Below are 21,405 nucleotides of genomic sequence, written 5' to 3'. Positions count from 1 at the left end.
TCATCCCTTGACGCCGCCCGCCGCGGCGAAGCCCTGACCCAGGCTGCGGCCCAGGAACAGGTACAGCACCACCACCGGCAGCGAGTAGAAGATCGAGAAGGCGGCCAGCTGCCCGTAGGCGACCTGCCCGTACTGCGAGGAGAAGGTGTACAGCGTCACCGCGGCGGGAAGGTTCTCCGGGCTCAGCAGCAGCATGAACGGGACGAAGAAGTTCCCCCACATCATCACGAAGGTGAAGATGGTCGCCACGGCCAGGCCGGGACGCATCAGGGGCAGCACCACGGACCACAGGGCCCGATACACCCCGGCGCCCTCGGTCCAGGCGGACTCCTCGATCTCCACCGGGACCCCGTCCATGAACCCCTTGGTCAGGAAGATCGCGTACGGCAGGGAGCTGGCGCCGAGGAACAGGATCGCCCCGCCCATCGAGTCGATCAGGTTCACCTGCACGAACAGCGAGTAGACCGGGATCATGATCGCGGTGATCGGCAGCCCCGTGGAGAAGATGATCCCCAGCAGCAGCGGACGCTTGGCACGGAACCGGTACCGCGACATCGGGTAGGCGCACAGCACGGCCGTGACCATGGTGACGATCGTCGCCCCGCCGCACAGGATCAGGGAGTTCAGCAGCGGCCGGAAGGTGGTCTCCATGTTCCAGATCGCGGCGAAGTTGCCCAGGGACCAGTTCTCCGGCCAGGCGATGGACAGCGACGCCTCGGTGTTGAAGGAGGCCAGCACCACCCACAGCAGCGGGACCAGGAAGGCCGCGCCGATCACCAGCATCACCACCGTGCTGGCGATCGTGCTGCTGCGCTCGCGCGGTCCCATGCCGGAACGGCGCGGTCGCAGCCGCGAGCCGCCGCCGGATCCGGCACCGCCGCGGTCCTCCCGCGTCGCGGGATCCGTGGTCTCGTCGATCGCGGTCATCGCTTGTCCTCCTCCGGGAGCAGACGCAGGTACACCAAGGAGGCCACGGCTCCGATCAGGAGCAGCAGCAGGGCCACGGCGGTGCCGTAGCCGAGCTGGCCGTAGGAGAACGCCTGCTCGTACATGTACAGCGGCAGCGTCTGGCTCTGCCGGGACGGACCGCCGCCGGTCATGATGAAGATCAGCCCGAACACCGACAGCGTCTGCAGGGTGGTCAGCATCAGGTTGGTGGCGATCGCGGGTCGCATCAGCGGCAGCGTCACGGAGACGAACCGGCGCACCGGGCCGGCCCCGTCCAGGGACGCGGACTCGTAGACGTCGCCGGGCACGGAGCTCAGCGCCGCCGAGTACACGAGCATCGAGAACGCGGTGCCGCGCCAGATGTTCGCGAAGGAGACCGCGATGATGGGCGCGCTGAACAGCAGCTGCTGCGGCGGCAGTCCGATCGCCGTGATGATCGCGTTCAGCGACCCTTCGGGGGAGAAGAACGTGTACAGCAGGTAGCCGGCGACCACCTCCGGGAGGATCCAGGCGGCGATCACGATCGCGGTCACCACGGAGGAGATCACCCGGTGGGCGCGCTCCAGCAGCAGGGCCAGCAGCATGCCCATGATGTTCTGGCCGATCACGGCGGAGACCACCGTGAAGATCAGGGTCAGGATCACCGAGTTCCAGAAGTCGCCGTCGGTGAACGCGTCGGTGAAGTTCTGGAAGCCGACGAACTCGGCGTCCTCGGCTCCCTTGCCGCGGATGGCCTTGTCGGTGAACGCGAGGTACACGGAGTACACGATCGGTCCCAGCATGAACGCGATCAGCAGCAGGAAGGCCGGAACCATCGGCACCGCCCGGGTCGTGGTCAGGCGGTTGCCCAGCCTTCCGCGCTTCGGCGGCGTCGAGGACGCCGCAGCGGGGGGCGGTTCGTGCTCCCTCGTGGGGGCGCTGGTGCTCATGCGCTGGCCTCCTGCACGTTCTCGGGGCCGACGATGTCGGTGACGGTGGCGTCGTACGCGGCGGCCGCCGACTCGGGGCCGACTCCCGTCATCACGGCCTCCATCGCTTCCTGGATGGCCGAGGACACCTCGGGATACGCCGGGAGCGCCGGGCGGTAGTAGGCGGTCTCCAGGAGGTCGGTGAAGTAGCCGACCGCCGGCGAGTAGCCCTGGTAGCGCTCGTCGGCCGCGACGTCCTCGCGCACGGTGATGTGGTTGTCGGCGATCGCGTAGTCCACCAGGGTCTCGGTGGAGACCAGCTTCTCGAGGAAGGCGAAGGCGACCTCGCGATCGGTGACGTGCCGCGGGATCGACAGGCCCCAGCCGCCGGCGAGGGTCACGGTGCCGTTGCCGCCGCCGTCCTGGGTGGGCATGTCCGCCAGAGAGATCACGTCCGGCCACTCGGGCCAGGGCCGGGCCGCGGACTCGGTCCAGTTCTGGGAGATCCAGGAGCCGTCCACGAGCATGCCGAGCTTCTTCTCCGGCAGCAGGGTGGTGTAGATCGACTCGGAGATGTTCGGGTCCAGCAGCTGGGCCGGCGGCAGGGTCAGGTCCTCCTCGAAGATCGTCTGCAGGAAGGCGAGGGAGTCGATGAATCCGCTCGAGCCGATGATCCACTTCTTCGTCTCGCGGTCGTACAGCCAGCTGTCGGACGATGTGCCGTACAGCAGCATCTCGAAGCCCTGCATCGAGGCCTTCTCGCCCTGCGGCGTCCCCGCGAACATGAAGAACGGGGTCGCCTCGCTGTCGGAGTCGCGGATCGCGCGGGCTGCCTCGAGGATGTCCTCCCAGCTGCCGGGCTGCCAGTCCTCGGGCAGTCCGGCCTCCGCGAAGACCTCCTGGTGGAACCAGATGGCGCGGGTGTCCGTGGTGATGGGGATCCCGTAGATCTCCCCGTCCTCCCCGGTGACGGCGACCTTCGAGGCGTCGGCGATGTCGTCCCAGTGCTCGAAGCCCTCGGCCAGATCGGTGATCGGCTGCAGATAGCCCGCCCCGACGTCGGAGAGCAGGATGAACGAGTCCTCGTACACCAGATCCGGGCTGGTGCGCGGCGAGCTCATCAGCAGCTCGTTCTTGGTGAAGTAGTCCCCTTCGGAGGCGACGATCGGGACCAGCTCCACCGTCAGCTCCGGGTTCTCGGCGGAGAACTCCTCGGCGGCGGTGGTGATCCATTGCTCCTTGATGGTTCCGGAGCCGAACTGCTGGAAGGCGATCCGGATGACCGTGGGGTCACCGTTGGTGCCGGCGCAGCCGGCCAGGGCCGCCAGCGGAACGACCGTCGCGACTCCGGCGCTCAGGCGCAGGAAGGTGCGGCGGTCGGGGGACGACCGGGTGAGCGGTCCTGGAGCCACGAAGACCTCCTCGTCGACATCGGGCACGATGCTCGACCTTAGCCTCTGCGACGCGCGTCACACCATCACCGTCCCGGCGCGTCGGACGCGGATCTGCCGTCGCAGCGCCCCCTCAGGACCGGGAGCGGGCGCGGCCGACGCCCTGGAGCCGCTCGGCGTCGGCGTAGCGGGTCCCCGGCGGGACCTGCGCGAGCTCGAACCAGCGGGCCGCGTGCGGCAGCAGTCGCACGTCGTGCCAGGGGATCTCGAAGTCCGGCGCCTGCCAGAGGGTCAGCGCGATCTCCCTGCGTCGGCCGAGCGCCACCAGCACCAGGCGACGCAGCCGGGCGAGCGGATGCGGCGCGGCACGGCCGGCCGACGGGATCGCGACCGCTCCCCCGAGCTCGAGGGGCCAGACCGTCTCTCCCCAGTGCAGGGCGGCGCGCTCCGGGGTGCCGGCGATGACGGCCGGGGGGCGCAGGTCGCCGGCGGCGACCGGCACCGGTTCCAGCGCGGTGCCGCGCCGGAGCACCTCCGGCTCGACCCACGCCCCGGGCAGCACGATCCGGTCATCGACGGCCACGTCGACCAGCAGGGCGTCGGCGAAGGGCCTCAGCGGATCGCCGAGCGTGCCGGCGCGGACCATGTCGCGTCGCGGCGCGGCGATCACCCGCACCACGGCCATGTCCCCCTCGCGCGGGGTGAGCGGGATCGTGACCCGGGTCCCGGGCAGCGGCTCGCCGGCGCTCATGCGCGGAAGCGCGCCGAGAGGTCGCCGGCGAGGGCGAGCTGGAGCTGCTGGGTGAAGCGGGTGTTCAGCGCGGGCGGTTCGCTGATCGGGAACCAGCGAGCCTCGGTGTTCTCCCCGTCGGCCGGGAAGGGCTCGCCGCCGGTGTGCTCGCACAGGAAGCACAGGTCCAGGTACTGGGCGCGGTCCTCATTGGGATAGGTGACCGGCGGGAGGGTGCGCACGTCGAGCAGGCGCAGCGGCGTGCAGTCGACCCCGGCCTCCTCGGCGACCTCGCGGACCGCGGCCGTGGCCGGCTCCTCGCCCGGGTCGATGATGCCCGTCACGGGGGTCCAGGCGCCGTTGTCCGCCCGACGCACCGCGAGCATGCGGGCGCGCTCGCGGTCGAGCACGATCGCGGTGACGCCCGGCAGCCACAGCAGCTCGTGTCCGAGCTTCTCGCGCAGGGCGAGCACGAAGTCGGGGGTGGCCATGCTTCTCCTCGGGACGGGGGCCGCGTGGGGTGCGGGGGTGCGGAGTCGGTCCGCCGACGGCGGCCGTGCGACGGCCGCGCGGCGGCTGTGCCGCTGATCAGCGTCGCCTCTTCTCCCGGATCCGGACGCCGATGACGATCGGGGAGCCGGTGAACTCGAAGTCCTCCCGCAGGCGCCGCTCGATGAAGCGGCGGTAACCGTGCTCGAGGAATCCGCTGGCGAAGATGACGAACCGGGGCGGCCGGGTGCGGGCCTGCGTCGCGAACAGGATCCGCGACTGCTTGCCGCCCCGCAGCGGATGCGGGTGCGCGGCGACCAGCGTGCCGAGGAAGGCGTTCAGACGGCCGGTCGGGATGCGACGGTCCCAGGACTCCAGCGCCTCGTCCAGGGCCGGGACGAGGCGGTCGGCGTGGCGCCCGGTCTGCGCGGAGATGTTGACCCGGGGCGCCCAGGCGACATGGCCGAGGTTCTGCTCGATCTCCCGCTCCAGCTGGGCGTGGCGCTCCTCGTCCAGCAGGTCCCACTTGTTGAAGGCCAGCACCAGTGCCCGGCCCGACTCGAGCACCAGGTCGATGATCTTGAGGTCCTGGGTGGAGATCGGCTCGTTCGCCTCCAGCAGCACCACGGCGACCTCGGCCCGGTCCAGCGCGGCGCGCGTGCGCAGGGAGGCGTAGTAGTCCGCGCCCTGCGACTGCAGCACGCGACGGCGGATCCCCGCGGTGTCCACGAACGTCCAGTCCCTGCCGCCGAGGGTGATCCTCTCGTCGACCGGGTCGCGGGTGGTGCCGGCGACCTCGTCGACGACCACCCGGCGCTCCCGCGCGAGGCGGTTCAGCAGGGAGGACTTGCCGACGTTGGGGCGACCCAGCAGGGCGATGCGGCGCGGGCCGCGGTCGACGGCCCCGCCCCGGCCCTCCTCGGGCATCGCCTCGAGGACCGCGTCCAGCAGGTCGCCGGAGCCGCGGCCGTGCAGCGCCGAGACGGGGTGCGGCTCCCCCAGGCCGAGGTTCCACAGGGCGGCGGCCTCGAGCTCGCCGCGCTGGTCGTCGACCTTGTTGGCCACCAGCACCACCGGACGGTCCGCGCGGCGCAGCACGCGCAGCAGCTGCTCGTCGGTGGTGGTGATGCCGACGTTCGCATCGACGATGAACAGCACGACGTCGGCCAGGGAGACCGCGACCTCGGCCTGCTCGGCGACCCGGTGCGCCATGCCCTGGACCCGGTCCTCCCAGCCTCCGGTGTCGACCAGCCAGAAGTCTCTGCCGACCCATTCGGCCTCGTAGAACACGCGGTCGCGAGTGACTCCGGGCTGGTCCTCGACCACGGCCTCGCGGCGGCCCAGGATGCGGTTGACCAAGGTGGACTTGCCGACGTTCGGCCGACCCACGACGGCGACGACCGGCAGGTTCCGCGGCGCGGCGGCCACCGCGGCCTCGCCGTGCTCCCCCTCGAGCAGCTCCCGGTCCGCCTCGTCCAGCTCGTAGTCCTCGAGACCGACCCGCAGAGCGGATTCGAGGTCGTGATCGGAGGTGCCGTGAGGATCTGCCGCGGCAGGTCCGGGGTGCGCGGGTGCCGGTGCGACGGGCGCCTCCGCGGTCCCGTGCAGCCGTTCCTCCTGGGCGGTCTCGGCGGCGGCGACGAGCATCAGCACCTGCTCGACGACGTCCTCGATCCCGAGCCCGGTGGTGTCGACCTCGTCGACCCCCTCGGCGGCGGTGAGGAACTCGGAGACGGTGGAGTCGTCCCGATCCCGGCGCAGCACCTGGTCGGCCATCCGGGCGCGGGTGTCCTCGGTGTCCTCGAGGTCCAGTTCGGCGGCGCGGCGACGCATGCGCTCCTCGTCGGAGGCGGTCAGCAGCACGCGCACATGGGCATCGGGGGCGACGACGGTGGTGATGTCCCGACCCTCGGCCACGCAGAAGCCGCGGGCGCCGGCGGTGGCGAACAGGACCTCGCGCTGGCGGCGCTGCAGAATGGCGCGCACCAGCGTGTTGGTGGCGACGTCGCTGACCCGCTGGGAGATGCGCTCGGTGCGGATCTCGGCGGTGATGTCGGTGCCCCCGACGGCGACGGTCGCACCGGCGGGATCCGTGCCGAGGTCCAGGTCGATCGCCTCGGCCACCGCGGCGACGGCTTCGCGGTCCGCCAGGTCGACGCCGTCGGCCAGGCAGCTCCAGGTGACGGCGCGGTACATCGCCCCGGTGTCCAGGATGCCGCCGTCCAGCGCCTCGGCGACGAGCCGGGAGACGGTCGACTTGCCCGAGCCGGCCGGGCCGTCGATCGCGATGGTGATGCCCTGGTCGAAGCCCGCTCTCGCGGGGGCGGAGGAGTCGTGCGGCGCGCTGGTGTGCATCCGGCAAGGATACGGGGCGCTCAGGCGTCGGCGACCCTCCAGCCGCGTTCCGTGAGGGATCTCGTGAGCAGGTCCTCACGGGCGGCGTCCACGGCGACGTGGGCGAGGCCCACCTCCCGTCCCAGCTCGTGCTCCAGGCGGAGGTCCTCGAGGTTCACGCCGATCTCGCCGATCTCGGTCAGCAGGCGGGCCAGCTCCCCGGGGCGGTCCGGCACCAGGACGGTCAGCGTCGCGAAGGCGTCGGTGGCCCCGCCGTGCTTGCCGGGGATGCGGCGCACCCCTCGGTTGCCGTCGGCGATCAGCTCGGCCAGGGCGCGCCGGGAGCCGACGGACGGGTCCGGATCGCCCGGCATGGTCCCCAGGGCCGCGAGCACATCGTCCAGCCGTGCGCGCACCTCCTCGAGCACCGTCGAGACGGCCGCGGCGTTCGCGCCGAGGATCTCGACCCACAGCCGCGGATCGGAGTCGGCGATCCGGGTGGTGTCCCGCAGCCCCTGACCGGCCAGGCCGAGGGCCGCCTCGTCGGGAGCGAGCAGGCTCGTGGCGAGCAGGCTGGACATCACCTGCGGAGCGTGGGAGACGTGGGCGACGGCGAGGTCGTGGGCCGCCGGCCGCATCACGACCGGGACCGAGCCGATCTCGGCGGCCAGCCCCTTGAGCACGCTGACGGCCTCCGGCCGGGTGTCTTCGTGCGGGGCGACCACGAAGGGCCGTCCCTGGAACAGGTCCCCGCGGGCGGCGATCACCCCGGAGACCTCGCGGCCGGCCATGGGGTGCGCCCCGATGTAGCGCGGGAGATCCTCGGGATCCGCGTGGTGGCGCACGCCCTCGAGCACGATCTGCTTGACGCTGGCGACGTCGGTGACCAGGGCCCGGGGCCAGCGTCCCAGGGAGTCCGCGACGATCCGCGCGGTCACGTCCGGCGGGGCGGCGACGACCACGAGGGCCGGGGCGGGGTCCTGCGCGGTGGTCGCGGTGCCCACGCCGAGCTCGACGGCCAGCGCGGTGGTGCCCGGGGAGACGTCCTCGACCTGCACCTCGGCGCCGGAGCGCCGCAGCGCCATCCCGAGGGATCCACCGATCAGCCCCGTGCCGATGATCCGCACCGGGGACGGCACCAGGGCGCTCACAGTCCGACCTCGGCCATCAGGGTGCCCAGCTCCCGTCCGCTCAGCTCGCGGGTCTCCCCCGCGCCGAGGTCGCCGAGCAGCACGGGGCCGATCCGGGTGCGCACCAGAGTGGTCAGCTCGAATCCCTGGGAGGCGAACATGCGTCGCACGATCCGGTTGCGACCCTCATGGAGGGTGACCTCGACGACGGCCTCCCGGCCGTCCTGGGCGAGCACCCGGGCGGAATCGGCGCGGGCCGGACCATCGCCGAGCTCGACCCCGTCGCGCAGCGCCCGCACCAGGGATCGGGGCGGCCCGCCGGGGGCGTCGAAGCGGCAGACGTAGGTCTTCTCGACCAGGAAGCTGGGGTGGGTCAGGCGGTGGGCGAGCTCGCCGTCGTTCGTCAGCAGCAGCAACCCCTCGGTCTCGTAGTCCAGGCGGCCCACGTGGTAGAGCCGCTCGGGGAACCGGGAGGAGAACTCGGTGAGGTCGCGACGCCCCTCGGGGTCGCTCATCGCGGAGACCACGTGCCGCGGCTTGTGCAGCACGACGGTCCGCTTCGCGGTGTCGAGCTGGAGGCGCCGGCCGTCGACGTGGACCACCTGGGTCCCGGCGTCGATCCGCACACCCTGTTCCCGCACCGTCGCCCCGTCGACCGCGACCCGCCCGGTCGAGATCAGCGTCTCGCAGGCCCGGCGGGACCCGAAGCCGGCGCGCGCCAGGACCTTCTGGAGCCGTTCCCCGTCCTCGCGGTGGAGGTCGCCGTCCGCGCCCTGCTCGTCGGCGGCCGGGGCCACGCGAGCACCCTGGTCGTCGCGCAGGCGCACGGTGCGGGGCGGGGTGAAGGCGCTGCGACGACGTCGCCCGGCAGCCCCGGAGCGGCCGTCGGAGCCCTTCGTCGCCATCAGGCGGCCGCGCCGCGGGAGATCAGCTCCCGGGCCAGCTGCCGATAGGCATCGGCGCCCTTCGTCGAACCGGCGAAGGAGATGATGGGCTCGGCGGCGACGGAGGCGTCGGGGAACTTCACGGTGCGGTTGATGGTGGTGTGGAAGACCTTGTCGGGGAAGGCCTCCACGACGCGCTGACAGACCTCGCGGGCGTGCAGGGTCCGGGGGTCGAACATGGTGATGACGATGCCGTCCATCTCCAGGCGCGGGTTGATGCGGTCCTGGACCTTCTCGATGGTCTCCACCAGCAGGGCCACGCCGCGCAGGGCGAAGTACTCCGCTTCCAGCGGGATCATCACGCCGTGGCTGGCGGCCAGGGCGTTGACGGTCAGCAGGCCCAGGGACGGCTGGCAGTCGATGAGGATCACGTCGTAGTCGTCGGCGACCGGGCGCAGCACCCGCGCCAGGGCCATCTCGCGGGCGACCTCGTTGACCAGGGTCACCTCCGCGGCGGAGAGGTCGATGTTCGCCGGCAGCACGTCGAGGTCGTCGGTGCTGGTGGAGCGGATCACCTCGTGCACATCGTGACCGCGCTCCATGAGCAGGTTGTAGACGGTCACGTCGAGGTCGTAGGGGTTCACGCCCATCCCGGCGCTCAGCGCGCCCTGCGGATCGAGATCCACCAGCAGCACCTTGCGACCCATCTCCGCGAGCGCGGCGCCGAGGTTGATGACGCTGGTGGTCTTGCCCACCCCGCCCTTCTGGTTGACCATCGAGATGATCCGGGCCGGTCCGTGGTCGTCGAGCGGGGCTGGCTCCGGCAGCTCCGGCATCGGACGGCCGGTGGGGCCGAGGTCGATGTCCAGCTGCTGGTTGGAGGTCGAGCTCACGTCGGTGTCCTGTCGTCGGCTTCGTGGTCTGGTGCGCGGCCGGGAGGTGCCGCCCCGTGCACGGTACGGGACGGGCCCCAGACCGGGGAGCGACGGCTGCGAGCAGTCGTCGGCGTCATGGGGACGGCGGCCGTCGCGGGGCGAGGTCGTCGTGAGGGACAAGTCTAAGCCCCCCGGCGGGCCCGAGGGTGGGCGCCGGCGTGGGTCTCGCGCAGGGAATCGACGGTGACCTGCGTGTACAGCTGGGTCGTGGTGACCGATGCATGCCCCAGCAGCTCCTGCACGCTGCGGACGTCCGCTCCCCCGTGCAGCAGGTGCGTGGCGTAGGAATGGCGCAGCGTGTGAGGACTGATCGGCTCGGGAAGATCCGCGAGATCGGCCTCCTCGGCCGCCCGCTGGACCACCTGCCAGGCAGCCTGGCGGGTCAGCCGGGTGCCGCGGGAGCCGAGGAAGACGGCGGGAGTCCCGGTGCCGTGGCGCGCGAGCACCGGCCGACCGCGGGTGACATAGGCATCCAGCGCCTCGAGGGCGTACCGGCCCACCGGCACCACCCGCTGCTTGTCCCCCTTGCCCCGCAGGATCGCGGAGCGCTGGTCGCGGTCGACGTCGTCGAGATCGAGGCCGGTCGCCTCGGAGATGCGAGCCCCGAGCCCGTAGAGGATCTCCAGCAGCGCGCGGTCCCGCAGCGCCCGCTCGGCGGCGTCCCGCCCGGTGCCGGGGCGTCCGGCCGCCTCCAGCAGCGCCTCGACCTGGTCGAGGGCCAGCGGGTGCGGCAACCGGCCGGGCAACGAGGGGGTGGGCACCGCGCGCGAAGGATCCCCGGTGCTCGAGACCCGCTCGTCGTCGAGGAAAGCGTGCAGCCCCCGCACGGCGGCCAGCGAGCGGGCCGCCGAGGCGGCCGACAGCACGGTGCCCCCGTCGGCCCCGGTGCGCAGGGCCTGCAGCCAGGCCGTCAGCCGTTCCGGCTCGACCGCCGCGGGGTCGACGTCCTCGCAGGCGAGATGACGCAGGTAGCGCTCGAGGTCGCGCCGATAGGCGGCCAGCGTGTTGGCGGCCAGCCCGCGCTCGATGCGCAGATGGCTGAGGTACTGCTCCAGGATCCGCCGGTCCCCGGGGCGCAGCGACGGCTCCCCGGGGGGATTCGGACCGCCGCGGGGGCTCACAGGTGCACGAAGGGATCGACCGCGAGGGCGACGAACAGCAGCGTGAGGTAGGTGATCGATCCGTGGAAGACCGCCATGGGGCCGAGAGCCTTCCCGCTGAGTCCCTTGCCGACGCGCACGGCGTAGCGGATGACCAGGAAGGCGAACCAGGCGCCCACGGCGACGGCGCTGACGGCATAGACCCATCCCGTGTGGCCCAGCGGGATGATCGCGAGGCTGGCCGTGATCATCGCCAGCGTGTGCATGACCATCTGGCGGGCGACGGTGCTGCGGGAGGCGACCACGGGGAGCATCGGCACCCCGGCGGCCGCGTAGTCGCGGTTGAACTTCTCGGCCAGCGGCCAGTAGTGCGGAGGGGTCCAGAAGAAGATCACCAGGAACAGCAGCACCGCCGTCCAGGAGATCGTGCCGGTGACGGCCGACCAGCCGATCAGCACCGGCATGCAGCCGGCCACGCCGCCCCAGACGATGTTCTGGCTCGTGCGGCGCTTGAGGATCATCGTGTAGAAGACGACGTACAGCAGGATCGCGCCGACCGCGAAGGCGGCCGAGGCCCAGTTCACGAGCACGCCCAGCCACACCGTCGAGATCACCGAGAGGGACAGCCCGAAGACGAGGGCCGCACGGGGCGAGACCGCCCCCGAGGGGATCGGCCGATGGCGGGTGCGCTTCATCATCGCGTCGATGTCGCGCTCGAGGTACATGTTCAGCGTGTTCGCGCCGCCCGCGGCCAGATAGCCGCCGACGACCGTGGCGATGATCAGCCACAGGGACGGGAAGCCGCCCGCCGCCAGGAACATGGTGGGGATGGTGGTGATCAGCAGCAGCTCGATGATGCGCGGTTTCGTCAGCGCCACATACGCCCGGAGCACCGAACGCGCCGTCCGGTCATGGGGGCGAGGGGGCCGATCACCGCCCTGACCCGAGTCCCGGACCGAAGCTCCCTGGGTGGCGGACACCGCCCACCGTCCTTCCTCCTGAGCGCGACGCAGCCGTCGCATGAACCCGGCCAGTCTAGTCGCTCGCCCCCTGAGGTCCCAGTCACCACGGGGGTGAGCCCCGGCACCGTCGCCGCCCCGGGCGCGACCCGCGCCTGCGCTTCGGGCGGTCCGGGCCCCGGGGCCCCGGGGCAACAGGCTGGACCAAGATGTGCCGGAGGCCGGCTCGCATTAAGGTGGGCACGTCGCTCCGCGCTCGGCCCCGACCTCGCAGGACGCAGGTCGGGCCGCGCCGAGCGGAGCAGTCCGTCCGAGCGGCCGCAGCGGCCGCACTCCGGTGAAAGGAAGCACTCCTCGTGACCGAAACGTTCAAGGCCCCCGAGGGCTGGACCGAGCTCGACAAGCGGGCGGTCGACACCGTCCGCGTCCTCGCCGCCGACGCGGTGGAGAAGGTCGGCAACGGCCACCCCGGCACCGCGATCAGCCTGGCGCCCGCCGCATACCTGCTCTACCAGGACCTGATGCGCCACGATCCCACCGATCCGGACTGGCTGGGCCGCGACCGCTTCGTGCTCTCGGCCGGCCACTCCAGCCTCACCCAGTACATCCAGCTCTACCTCGGCGGCTTCGGCCTCGAGAAGGAGGACCTCGCGGAGTTCCGCACCTGGGGCTCGAAGACCCCGGGGCACCCCGAGAACTTCCACACCCGGGGCGTCGAGGTCACCACCGGCCCCCTCGGCCAGGGCATCTCCTCGGCCGTCGGCATGGCGATGGCCCAGCGCCGCGAGCGCGGCCTGCTGGACCCCGAGGCCGCCCCCGGCACCAGCCCCTTCGACCACTTCACCTACGTGATCGCCTCCGACGGCGACCTCCAGGAAGGTGTCAGCAGCGAGTCCAGCTCGCTCGCCGGCACCCAGCAGCTCGGCAACCTCATCGTCCTGTGGGACGACAACGAGATCTCCATCGAGGGCGACACCTCCATCGCCTTCCAGGAGGACACCGCCGCGCGCTACGCCGCCTACGGCTGGGACGTGCGCACCGTCGACTGGAGGAACGGCGGCGCCGCCGATTCTGTGTACGGCGAGGACGTCGCCGCGCTGAAGGCCGAGATCCTCGCGGCTCAGGAGGTCACCGACAAGCCGACCTTCATCCGCCTGCGCACGATCATCGGCTGGCCCATCCCCGAGCTCGCCGGCAGTCATGCCGTGCACGGCGCCAAGCTCGGCACCGAGGCCGTCGCCGGGCTGAAGGAGGTCCTCGGCTTCGATCCCCAGCAGCAGTTCCAGGTGGACGACGACGTGCTGGAGCGCACCCGCTCCCTCGCCGAGCGCGCCGCCGCCGCCAAGGCCGAGTGGGACACGGGCTACCAGGCCTGGCGCTCCGCGAACCCCGAGGCCGCCGCACTCCTGGACCGTCTGCGGAGCCGCGAGCTGCCCGCGGGCTTCGCCGAGGCGTTCCCGACCTTCGAGGCCGACGAGAAGGGCATCGCCACCCGCGCCGCCTCCGGCAAGGTCCTCGAGTCCCTCGCCCCGGTGATGCCCGAGCTGTGGGGCGGCTCCGCCGACCTCGCCGGCTCGAACAACACCACCATGAAGGGCGAGCCGTCCTTCCTGCCCGAGGAGTACGGCTCCGCCGAGTTCGCCGGGAACGAGTTCGGCCGCACGCTGCACTTCGGCATCCGTGAGCACGCCATGGGCTCCATCCTCTCGGGCATCTCCCTGCACGGGCTGACCCGTCCCTACGGCGGCACCTTCTTCCAGTTCGCCGACTACATGCGCGGCGCCGTGCGCCTCGCCTCGCTGATGAAGGTCCCGGCCACCTACGTGTGGACCCATGACTCCGTCGGCCTCGGCGAGGACGGCCCCACCCACCAGCCGGTCGAGCACCTGGCGGCCTACCGCGCGATCCCGAACCTCTCGATCGTGCGTCCGGCCGACGCCAACGAGACCGCGCAGGCGTGGAAGGCGACCCTCGAGCGCGACCACGGCCCGGTCGGCCTGGTCCTGTCCCGCCAGGCGATGCCCACCTTCGATCGCACCGAGTACGCCGGGGCCGAGAACCTGGTCCGGGGCGGCTACGTGATGAAGGAGGCGTCCTCGGGCGCTCCGCAGGTCATCCTCATCGGCACCGGGTCCGAGCTGCAGTACGCCGCCGAGGCGCAGAAGCAGCTCGAGGCCGAGGGCGTGCCCGCCCGCCTGGTCTCCATGCCGTCGGTCGAATGGTTCGACGAGCAGGACGAGGCCTACCGCGAGTCCGTGCTGCCGTCGTCGGTGACCGCCCGCGTCACCGTCGAGGCAGGCATCGCGATGCCCTGGTACCGGTTCCTCGGCACCCATGGCCGCGCCGTCTCGCTCGAGCACTACGGGGCCTCGGCCGACGCGAAGACCCTGTTCCGCGAGTACGGGTTCACGGCCGATGCCGTGGTCACCGCCGCGAAGGAGTCCCTGGCCGCCGCCGGCGCCTGATCGGTCGCGGGGCGGGTCCTCCGGGCCCCGCCCCGCGTCCTCTCCCCCACTCTCTCGCGCGAGCGACCGGGTTCCCTCCGCCACGACGTGGAAGAGGATCCGCGTCTCGTACGTTGACGAGGGTGACCGCAGTTCGACGCAGGGCGCGCCGCGCCCGGAAGGAACGCATATGACCCAGAATCCCCGCACCCAGGCCCTCTCCGACGCCGGAGTCTCCATCTGGCTGGACGATCTCTCCCGCCAGCGGATGTCCTCGGGCAACCTGCAGGAGCTCATCGACACCCGCAACATCGTCGGGGTGACCACCAACCCCTCGATCTTCCAGTCCGCGATCTCCGGCCGCTCGGAGTACGGCGACGACATCGCCCGCCTCGCCGGCGAGGGCAAGGACGTCGACGCCGTCGTCGAGGTGCTCACCACCGATGACGTCCGCAGCGCCGCCGATCTCTTCTCCGATCTGCACGCCTCCACCCAGGGCGTCGACGGCCGGGTGAGCATCGAGGTCGACCCGCGTCTGGCGCACGAGACCGAGAAGACCGTCGCCCAGGCGAAGCACCTGCACGAGGTCGTCGGCCGCGAGAACGTCTTCATCAAGATCCCCGCGACGAAGGAGGGTCTGCCCGCCATCACCGCGACGATCGCCGAAGGGATCAGCGTCAACGTGACCCTGATCTTCTCCGTGGATCGCTACCTCGAGGTCATCGACGCCTACCTCAGCGGCCTCGAACAGGCTGCCGCGGCCGGCAAGGACCTCTCCAGGATCCACTCGGTGGCCTCGTTCTTCGTCTCCCGCGTCGACGCCGAGATCGACGACCGCCTCGCGGCGCTCGGCGGCGAGGCGGAGACGCTGCGCGGCAGCGCTGCGCTGGCCAACGCCCAGGTCGCCTTCGGTCGGTACCTCGAGGCCTTCGACTCCGAGCGCTTCGCGGCGCTGGCCGAGAAGGGCGCCAACACCCAGCGGACCCTGTGGGCGTCCACCGGCGTGAAGAACCCGGACTACCCCGATACGCTCTACGTCGACGAGCTTGTCTCGTCCCCGAGCGTGAACACCATGCCGGAGAAGACTCTCGACGCGGTCGCCGACCACTCCGAGCCCGCCCCGGCCCTGACCGCCGAGAAGGCCGTCTCCGCCAAGGCCGTGCTCGATCGGGTCGAGGCCGCCGGCGTCGATCTGGCCGACGTCTACGCCGTCCTCGAGCGCGAGGGCGTCGAGAAGTTCGAGAAGGCCTGGGAGGGTCTCCTGGAGACCGTCTCGGCGTCGATCGACGACGTCAGCGCCTGAGAGTTCGCGGCGAGCACGGTCCTGCCCTCCGGGGCGGGCCGTGCTCTCGTGAGTCCGTGTCCGAGAAAGGACGATCGTGACCGATACCAGCACTCCCCCGGTCGGAGCGGAGGACGTCGCCAACCCGCTGCGCGATCCTCGCGACCGCCGCCTCCCCCTCATCGCCGGCCCCAGCTCCATGGTGATGTTCGGGGTCACCGGCGATCTCGCCCGCAAGAAGCTCCTGCCGGCGATCTACGACCTCACCCACCGCGGTCTGCTGCCGCCCAGCTTCGGCCTGGTCGGCTACGGGCGCCGCGACTGGTCCGACGACGACTTCGCCGACTACGTGCGCACGTCCGTGGCCGAGCATTCCCGCACCGGGTTCTCCGAGAGCGTCTTCGAACAGCTCCGCGGGGGTCTGCGCTTCGTCACGGGCACCTTCGACGACACCGCCGCCTTCGAGCGGCTGACCGAGGTCGTCGGCGAGCTCGACCGCACCCGCGGCACCGGCGGCAACCACGCCTTCTACCTCTCGATCCCGCCGGACGCGTTCCCGCAGGTCTGCGAGCAGCTGGCGAACTCCGGGCTGAACACCCCGCGGGACGGCTCCTGGCGGCGCGTGGTGATCGAGAAGCCCTTCGGCCACGACCTCGACTCCGCCCGGGAGCTCAACGACGTCGTCGAGAAGGCCTTCCGCCCCGAGGACGTCTTCCGGATCGACCACTATCTGGGCAAGGAGACCGTCCAGAACATCCTGGCGCTCCGCTTCGCCAACCAGATGTTCGAGCCGGTCTGGAACGCCGGGTACGTCGACCACGTGCAGATCACGATGGCCGAGGACATCGGCATCGGCTCGCGCGCCGGGTACTACGACGGCATCGGCACCGCGCGGGACGTCATCCAGAACCACCTGCTGCAGCTGCTCGCCCTGACCGCGATGGAGGAGCCGGTCTCCTTCCGCGCCTCCGATCTGCGCGCGGAGAAGGAGAAGGTGCTCTCCGCGCTCGAGCTGCCCGAGGACCTCGGGGCGCACACCGCCCGGGGCCAGTACGTGGGCGGCTGGCAGGGCGGCGAGGAGGTCCGTCCCTACCTCGAGGAGGACGGCATCCCCGACGACTCGGTGACGGAGACCTTCGCCGCTCTGCGGCTGGACATCGCCACCCGCCGCTGGGCGGGCGTGCCGTTCTATCTGCGCGCCGGCAAGCGGCTGGGTCGACGGGTCACCGAGATCGCCCTGGTGTTCAAGCGGGCCCCGTTCCTGCCCTTCCGCTCCACCGACACGGCGGACCTGGGCCAGAACGCGATCGTCATCCGCGTCCAGCCCGACGAGGGCGTCACCATGCGCTTCGGCTCCAAGGTGCCCGGCACCCAGATGGAGGTGCGGGACGTGACCATGGACTTCGCCTACGGCATGAACTTCACCGAGGAGTCCCCCGAGGCCTACGAGCGGCTGATCCTGGACATGCTCCTGGGCGATCCGCCGCTGTTCCCGCGGCAGAAGGAGGTCGAGCTCAGCTGGAAGATCCTCGACCCCATCACCGAGTTCTGGGCCGAGAACCTGAAGCCGGCGCCCTACCGCCCCGGCAGCTGGGGCCCCGACACCGCCCACGAGATGCTCGCTCGTGACGGACGTACCTGGAGGCGACCGTGATCACCACCCTGACCGACACCACCGCATCATCGATCGACAAGAAGATGATCGAGATGCGGGAGACCTTCGGCGCGAACACCATCGGCCGGGTCCTGACGCTCATCATCATCGCCACCGGCGACATCGAGGAGCCCCTCCAGGCCGCCATCAGCGCGAGCCACGAGCATCCCGCCCGGGTGCTGGTGGTCGACGCCGATCCGGAGGCCGAGACCTCGGGGCTCGACGCCGAGATCCGTGTCGGGCGCGACGCGGGTGCCGGCGAGATCGTCATTCTGCGGACCCGCGGGGACCTGATGGCCTCGCTGGACACCCTGGTCATGGCGCTGCTTCTGCCCGACGCCCCGATCGTCACCTGGTGGCCGGAGAGCGCCCCGTCCTCTCCCGTCCACGACGTGCTGGGCTCCATGTCGCAGCGGCGCATCACCGATTCCGCCGCGTGCGAGGGGCCGCTCGAGACGCTCAAGCGGCTGCGCCGCGGATACACCAGCGGCGACTCGGATCTGGCCTGGGCGCGGCTGACCCGCTGGCGCGGGCTGGTCGCCAGCGCCTTCGAGGTCCCGCCGGTGACCGTGCCGCAGCGGGTGGAGGTCTCCGGCGCGCCCGGGAACCCCTCGGTGGTCCTGATGGCCGCCTGGCTCTCGCACAGCCTCGGGGTCGACACCGAGATCGTCGAGGACTCCTCGGGCCCGACCGGCACGGCCGGGGTGCACGGGGTGCGGCTGATCCGGGAGGACGGCGTCATCGACCTCACCCGTGTCAGCGACGAGTCGATCGTGATGACGCTGCCCGGCGACGACAGCGGCCAGCACGTCACCATGCCGCGCCGGTCGCTCGACGAGCTGCTCGCCGAGGAGCTGCGCCGGCTGGATCCCGACGAGGTCTACGGCGAGGTCCTCGCCACGGCCTTCAGCGCGATCGACGACTCCGGCACCTACGCCAGCGGCAAGCCCGACGCCACCGACACGGTGCTCGCCGACGGGGCGGAGGTCGCCACCGCTGCCGCCGAGGCCGCCGCGGCCCAGCTGGCCACGGCTCTGGACAAGCGCAACCTCGCCCACCTCGTGGTCACCGGCGGCACGGTCGGCACGGCGACGGCCCAGGCGCTCCCGGCGGCTCTGGCCGCCGCGGACGTCGACGTCTCCCGTCTGCACATCTGGTGGGGCGACGAGCGCTACGTGGATCCGGACTCGAGCGACCGCAACGAGGTCGCCGTGCGGTCCGGGCTGCTGGAACCGCTGCAGCAGGCGGGGATGCCGCCGCGGAACATCCACGTGATGCCCTCCCCCGCCGACGGCATGTCCCTGGAGGAAGCCGCCGCCTGGTACGGCCAGCAGCTCGACCAGTCCGGCGGCGACGAGCCGTTCCGCACCCGCGGCCGGGCGTTCTTCGACGTGCTCATGCTGGGGGTGGGCCCGGACGGGCACATCGCCTCCCTGTTCCCCGAGCACCCGGACCAGCGACAGGTCGGGGCCACCGCCGTCGCGGTGACCGGCTCCCCGAAGCCTCCGCCCGAGCGCATCTCGCTGACCTGGCCGGTGCTGAACTCGGCTCGTCACGTGGCGCTGCTGGTCGCCGGCGAGGAGAAGGCCGCAGCGGTCGCCGCGGCGCACGGGCCCATCGAGCCCTGGACGGTCCCGGCCTCCGCCGTGCGGGGCCTGCACTCGACCACCTGGTTCCTCGACCGGGCGGCCGCCTCGCAGCACGGCCGCTGAGCCGGACGCCCCGGCCGGCGGTCCCCACCCGCCGCGGCAGAACGGACGAAGGGCCGGTCACCCTCGCGGTGACCGGCCCTTCGTCCGGGATTCAGGAGCTCGCGCTCAGAGGAAGCGCTCCAGCACGCCGAGCCCGACGCAGGTCAGCCCCCACAGCACGCAGATCGACACCGTCAGCCGGTTGAGGTTGCGCTCGGCCACGCCCGAGGCGCTGGCCGAGGAGGACACGCCGCCGCCGAACATGTCGGACAGGCCGCCGCCACGTCCCTTGTGCAGGAGCACGAGCATGATGGCCAGGAGGCCGAACACGGCCAGCAGGATCTGAAGGATGAGCTTCAGCAGGGACAGATCCACGGGGAGGAGCACCTTCCACGACGACAGGATGACCGATACAGCATACGCCACGGGCCGGACCCCTCAGGGATCCGGCCCGCGTGGGACAGCTCTCGCTCAGCCCTGGAAGCCCGCGATCTTCGCGAACTCCTCGGCCTTGAGCGAGGCGCCGCCGACGAGGGCCCCGTCGACGTCCTCCTTGCCCATCAGCTCGACCACGTTGGAGGACTTCACGCTGCCGCCGTACAGGACGCGCGCGGCGTCGGCGACCTCGTTCCCGTACAGGCCGCGCAGGGCGTCACGGATGGCGCTGCACACCTCCTGGGCGTCGTCCGGGGTGGCGACCTCGCCGGTGCCGATGGCCCACACCGGCTCGTAGGCGATGACGATCTGCTTCGCCTGCTCGGCGTCCAGCCCCTCGATGCCGCCGGTGAGCTGCGCCAGGGTGTACTCGACGTGCTTGCCGGCCTGACGCTCCTCGAGCGGCTCGCCGACGCACAGGATCGGGACCAGCCCGGCGGCGAAGGACGCCTTCACCTTCGCGTTGGTGACCTCTTCGGTCTCGGCGTGGTGCTGACGGCGCTCCGAGTGCCCGACCGTCGTGTAGGTCGCGCCGAGGGCCTTCAGCATGGAGCCGGAGACCTCCCCGGTGTAGGCGCCGGACTCGTGCGCGGAGACGTCCTGGGAGCCGTAGGTGATCGGCAGCTTGTCGGCCTCGACCACCATCTGCACGGTGCGGAGGTCCACGAACGGGGGCAGCACGGCGACCTCCACGGTGTCCGTGCTGACGCCCTTGAGCTGGTCGCCCAGCTCCTCGACCAGGGCCAGGCCCTGCTTCCAGTCGAGATTCATCTTCCAGTTGCCCGCCATCAGCGGGGTACGGGTGCTCACTTGGTGTCCTCCTGAAGGATCGAGATGCCCGGCAGGTCCTTGCCCTCGATGAGTTCGAGGCTCGCGCCGCCGCCGGTGGAGATGTGCGAGAAGAGGGATTCGTCGAATCCGAGGGTGCGGACCGCGGCGGCGGAGTCGCCACCGCCGACCACGGTGTAGCCGTCGGCCGAGGCCAGGACGTCGGCGACGGCCTTGGTGCCGCCGGCGAAGCTCTCGAACTCGAAGACCCCCATGGGGCCGTTCCAGAAGACGGTGGCGGCGTCGGCGATCTTCTCGCCGAACAGCCTCGCCGTCTCCGGACCGATGTCCATGCCCTCCTGGTCGGCCGGCATGGCGTCGGCGGCGACCACGGTGGCGGGCGCGTCGGCCGAGAACTCGGGGGCCACGACGGTGTCGACCGGCAGCACCAGCTCGACCCCGTTGCGCTCTGCCCGCTCCATGTACTCGCGCACGACGTCGAGCTTGCTCGTATCCAGCAGCGAGTCGCCGACCTCGTAGCCCTTCGCCTTCTGGAAGGTGTAGGCCATGCCGCCGCCGATCAGGAGGCGGTCGGCCTTGCCCAGCAGCGCGTCGATGACCCCGAGCTTGTCGGCGATCTTCGCGCCGCCGAGGACGACCACGAAGGGTCGCTGCGGCTCGTCGGTGACCTTCCGGAGGGCCTCCACCTCGCTCAGCACCAGGTCGCCGGCGGCCGCCGGCAGCAGGGTCGCCAGCTCGTAGACCGAGGCCTGCTTGCGGTGGACGACGCCGAAGCCGTCGGAGACGAAGGCGTCCCCGAGGGCGGCCAGCTCCTTCGCGAAGGCGAGCCGCTCGCCCTCGTCCTTCGCGGTCTCGCCGGGGTGGAAGCGGAGGTTCTCGAGCACGGCGACACGGCCGTCGGCGAGGGAGTCGACGGCCGCTCGCGCGGACTCGCCGACGGTGTCGGTCGCGAAGGCGACCTCCTGGCCCAGCAGCTCGCCGAGGCGGCCGACGACGGGCTGCAGGGAGTACTTGTCCTCCGGGGCGCCCTTCGGGCGGCCGAGGTGGGAGATCACCACGACGCGGGCACCGGCCTCGACGAGGCGGGTGAGGGTGGGCAGGGCGGCCTGGATGCGGCCGTCGTCGGTGATGGTGGTCCCGTCCAGCGGGACGTTGAGATCGGCACGGACGAGCACGCGGGTGCCGCGCAGCTCTCCGAGCGCATCGATGGTCTTCAGCACGGTGGTGGTTCCTTCGGGTCGTGGTCGTGCGGCAACGGGGTGCGCACGAGGCCGTCGGACGAACGGAGCCCGCCGGACACCG

At 71.6% G+C, this 21,405-nt stretch carries 18 protein-coding genes; 4 read left to right on the top strand and 14 right to left on the bottom strand.

Annotated features, from left to right (window positions below):
• The 11 genes from JOF44_RS00945 to JOF44_RS00895 form a co-directional block, all read right to left on the bottom strand.
• Positions 1 to 927, bottom strand: coding sequence for a carbohydrate ABC transporter permease (locus JOF44_RS00945; protein WP_377785022.1), 927 nt, complete (start codon positions 925 to 927; stop codon positions 1 to 3).
• Entirely contained in the window at positions 924 to 1,877 is a 954-nt protein-coding gene (locus JOF44_RS00940; protein WP_209886235.1) for a carbohydrate ABC transporter permease, read from the bottom strand. Before JOF44_RS00940 ends, JOF44_RS00945 begins: the two co-directional genes overlap by 4 nt.
• The gene (locus JOF44_RS00935) at positions 1,874 to 3,295 is read right to left on the bottom strand and encodes an extracellular solute-binding protein (protein ID WP_342591627.1); all 1,422 of its coding nucleotides are present in this window, start codon (positions 3,293 to 3,295) and stop codon (positions 1,874 to 1,876) included. The genes JOF44_RS00940 and JOF44_RS00935 overlap by 4 nt, the downstream gene beginning before the upstream one ends.
• A gap of 85 nt (positions 3,296 to 3,380) precedes the next feature.
• Positions 3,381 to 3,998, bottom strand: a complete 618-nt coding sequence (locus JOF44_RS00930) for a hypothetical protein (protein ID WP_209886233.1) — start codon at positions 3,996 to 3,998, stop codon at positions 3,381 to 3,383.
• Positions 3,995 to 4,468 (bottom strand): NUDIX hydrolase, encoded by a 474-nt coding sequence (locus tag JOF44_RS00925; protein ID WP_209886231.1) that lies wholly within the window; start codon positions 4,466 to 4,468, stop codon positions 3,995 to 3,997. Before JOF44_RS00925 ends, JOF44_RS00930 begins: the two co-directional genes overlap by 4 nt.
• Positions 4,469 to 4,565: 97 nt before the next feature.
• On the bottom strand, positions 4,566 to 6,821 hold the full coding sequence (gene der, locus JOF44_RS00920) for a bifunctional cytidylate kinase/GTPase Der (protein ID WP_209886229.1): 2,256 nt from the start codon (positions 6,819 to 6,821) through the stop codon (positions 4,566 to 4,568).
• Positions 6,822 to 6,841: 20 nt separating this feature from the next.
• Entirely contained in the window at positions 6,842 to 7,951 is a 1,110-nt protein-coding gene (locus tag JOF44_RS00915; protein ID WP_209886225.1) for a prephenate dehydrogenase, read from the bottom strand.
• Positions 7,948 to 8,835: a pseudouridine synthase gene (locus JOF44_RS00910; RefSeq protein WP_209886222.1), complete on the bottom strand. Its 888-nt coding sequence runs from the start codon at positions 8,833 to 8,835 to the stop codon at positions 7,948 to 7,950. Before JOF44_RS00910 ends, JOF44_RS00915 begins: the two co-directional genes overlap by 4 nt.
• Entirely contained in the window at positions 8,835 to 9,707 is an 873-nt protein-coding gene (locus JOF44_RS00905) for a ParA family protein (protein WP_209886218.1), read from the bottom strand. The genes JOF44_RS00910 and JOF44_RS00905 overlap by 1 nt, the downstream gene beginning before the upstream one ends.
• Before the next feature lie 164 nt (positions 9,708 to 9,871).
• Positions 9,872 to 10,870 (bottom strand): site-specific tyrosine recombinase XerD, encoded by a 999-nt coding sequence (locus tag JOF44_RS00900; RefSeq protein ID WP_342591624.1) that lies wholly within the window; start codon positions 10,868 to 10,870, stop codon positions 9,872 to 9,874.
• On the bottom strand, positions 10,867 to 11,829 hold the full coding sequence (locus tag JOF44_RS00895) for a heme o synthase (RefSeq protein WP_342591623.1): 963 nt from the start codon (positions 11,827 to 11,829) through the stop codon (positions 10,867 to 10,869). Before JOF44_RS00895 ends, JOF44_RS00900 begins: the two co-directional genes overlap by 4 nt.
• A gap of 335 nt (positions 11,830 to 12,164) precedes the next feature.
• Here JOF44_RS00895 and tkt point away from each other — a divergent pair, with 335 nt between their 5' ends.
• From tkt to pgl, 4 genes are all read left to right on the top strand, one after another.
• Positions 12,165 to 14,273, top strand: coding sequence for a transketolase (gene tkt / locus JOF44_RS00890; protein WP_209886212.1), 2,109 nt, complete (start codon positions 12,165 to 12,167; stop codon positions 14,271 to 14,273).
• Between the two features lie 169 nt (positions 14,274 to 14,442).
• On the top strand, positions 14,443 to 15,555 hold the full coding sequence (gene tal / locus JOF44_RS00885; protein ID WP_209886209.1) for a transaldolase: 1,113 nt from the start codon (positions 14,443 to 14,445) through the stop codon (positions 15,553 to 15,555).
• 76 nt (positions 15,556 to 15,631) lie between these two features.
• Complete coding sequence (gene zwf / locus JOF44_RS00880) at positions 15,632 to 17,188, top strand: glucose-6-phosphate dehydrogenase (RefSeq protein ID WP_209886206.1); 1,557 nt, start codon at positions 15,632 to 15,634, stop codon at positions 17,186 to 17,188.
• Positions 17,185 to 18,900: a 6-phosphogluconolactonase gene (gene pgl, locus JOF44_RS00875; protein ID WP_209886203.1), complete on the top strand. Its 1,716-nt coding sequence runs from the start codon at positions 17,185 to 17,187 to the stop codon at positions 18,898 to 18,900. The genes zwf and pgl overlap by 4 nt, the downstream gene beginning before the upstream one ends.
• A 105-nt stretch (positions 18,901 to 19,005) precedes the next feature.
• Here pgl and secG read toward each other — a convergent pair whose 3' ends face one another.
• From secG to JOF44_RS00860, 3 genes are all read right to left on the bottom strand, one after another.
• On the bottom strand, positions 19,006 to 19,248 hold the full coding sequence (gene secG, locus JOF44_RS00870; RefSeq protein WP_209895562.1) for a preprotein translocase subunit SecG: 243 nt from the start codon (positions 19,246 to 19,248) through the stop codon (positions 19,006 to 19,008).
• A gap of 102 nt (positions 19,249 to 19,350) precedes the next feature.
• A complete protein-coding gene (gene tpiA / locus JOF44_RS00865; RefSeq protein WP_209886200.1) occupies positions 19,351 to 20,124 on the bottom strand; it encodes a triose-phosphate isomerase in 774 nt (257 codons plus the stop codon).
• On the bottom strand, positions 20,121 to 21,323 hold the full coding sequence (locus JOF44_RS00860; protein WP_342591622.1) for a phosphoglycerate kinase: 1,203 nt from the start codon (positions 21,321 to 21,323) through the stop codon (positions 20,121 to 20,123). Before JOF44_RS00860 ends, tpiA begins: the two co-directional genes overlap by 4 nt.
• Positions 21,324 to 21,405: the final 82 nt, after the last annotated feature.

This window comes from Brachybacterium fresconis, assembly GCF_017876515.1.
In the GTDB taxonomy this organism is placed as follows: domain Bacteria; phylum Actinomycetota; class Actinomycetes; order Actinomycetales; family Dermabacteraceae; genus Brachybacterium; species Brachybacterium fresconis.
Note: the sequence above shows the minus strand (reverse complement) of the source record. Positions and strands in the feature narration are given on the sequence as shown.

What these genes read in the sequence shown, in the direction of transcription:
- JOF44_RS00945 (WP_377785022.1), bottom strand. Translation starts at nt 927, where the DNA reads ATGACCGCGATCGACGAGACCACGGATCCCGCGACGCGGGAGGACCGC.
- JOF44_RS00940 (WP_209886235.1), bottom strand. Translation starts at nt 1,877, where the DNA reads ATGAGCACCAGCGCCCCCACGAGGGAGCACGAACCGCCCCCCGCTGCG.
- JOF44_RS00930 (WP_209886233.1), bottom strand. Translation starts at nt 3,998, where the DNA reads ATGAGCGCCGGCGAGCCGCTGCCCGGGACCCGGGTCACGATCCCGCTC.
- JOF44_RS00925 (WP_209886231.1), bottom strand. Translation starts at nt 4,468, where the DNA reads ATGGCCACCCCCGACTTCGTGCTCGCCCTGCGCGAGAAGCTCGGACAC.
- der (WP_209886229.1), bottom strand. Translation starts at nt 6,821, where the DNA reads ATGCACACCAGCGCGCCGCACGACTCCTCCGCCCCCGCGAGAGCGGGC.
- JOF44_RS00910 (WP_209886222.1), bottom strand. Translation starts at nt 8,835, where the DNA reads ATGGCGACGAAGGGCTCCGACGGCCGCTCCGGGGCTGCCGGGCGACGT.
- tal (WP_209886209.1), top strand. Translation starts at nt 14,443, where the DNA reads ATGACCCAGAATCCCCGCACCCAGGCCCTCTCCGACGCCGGAGTCTCC.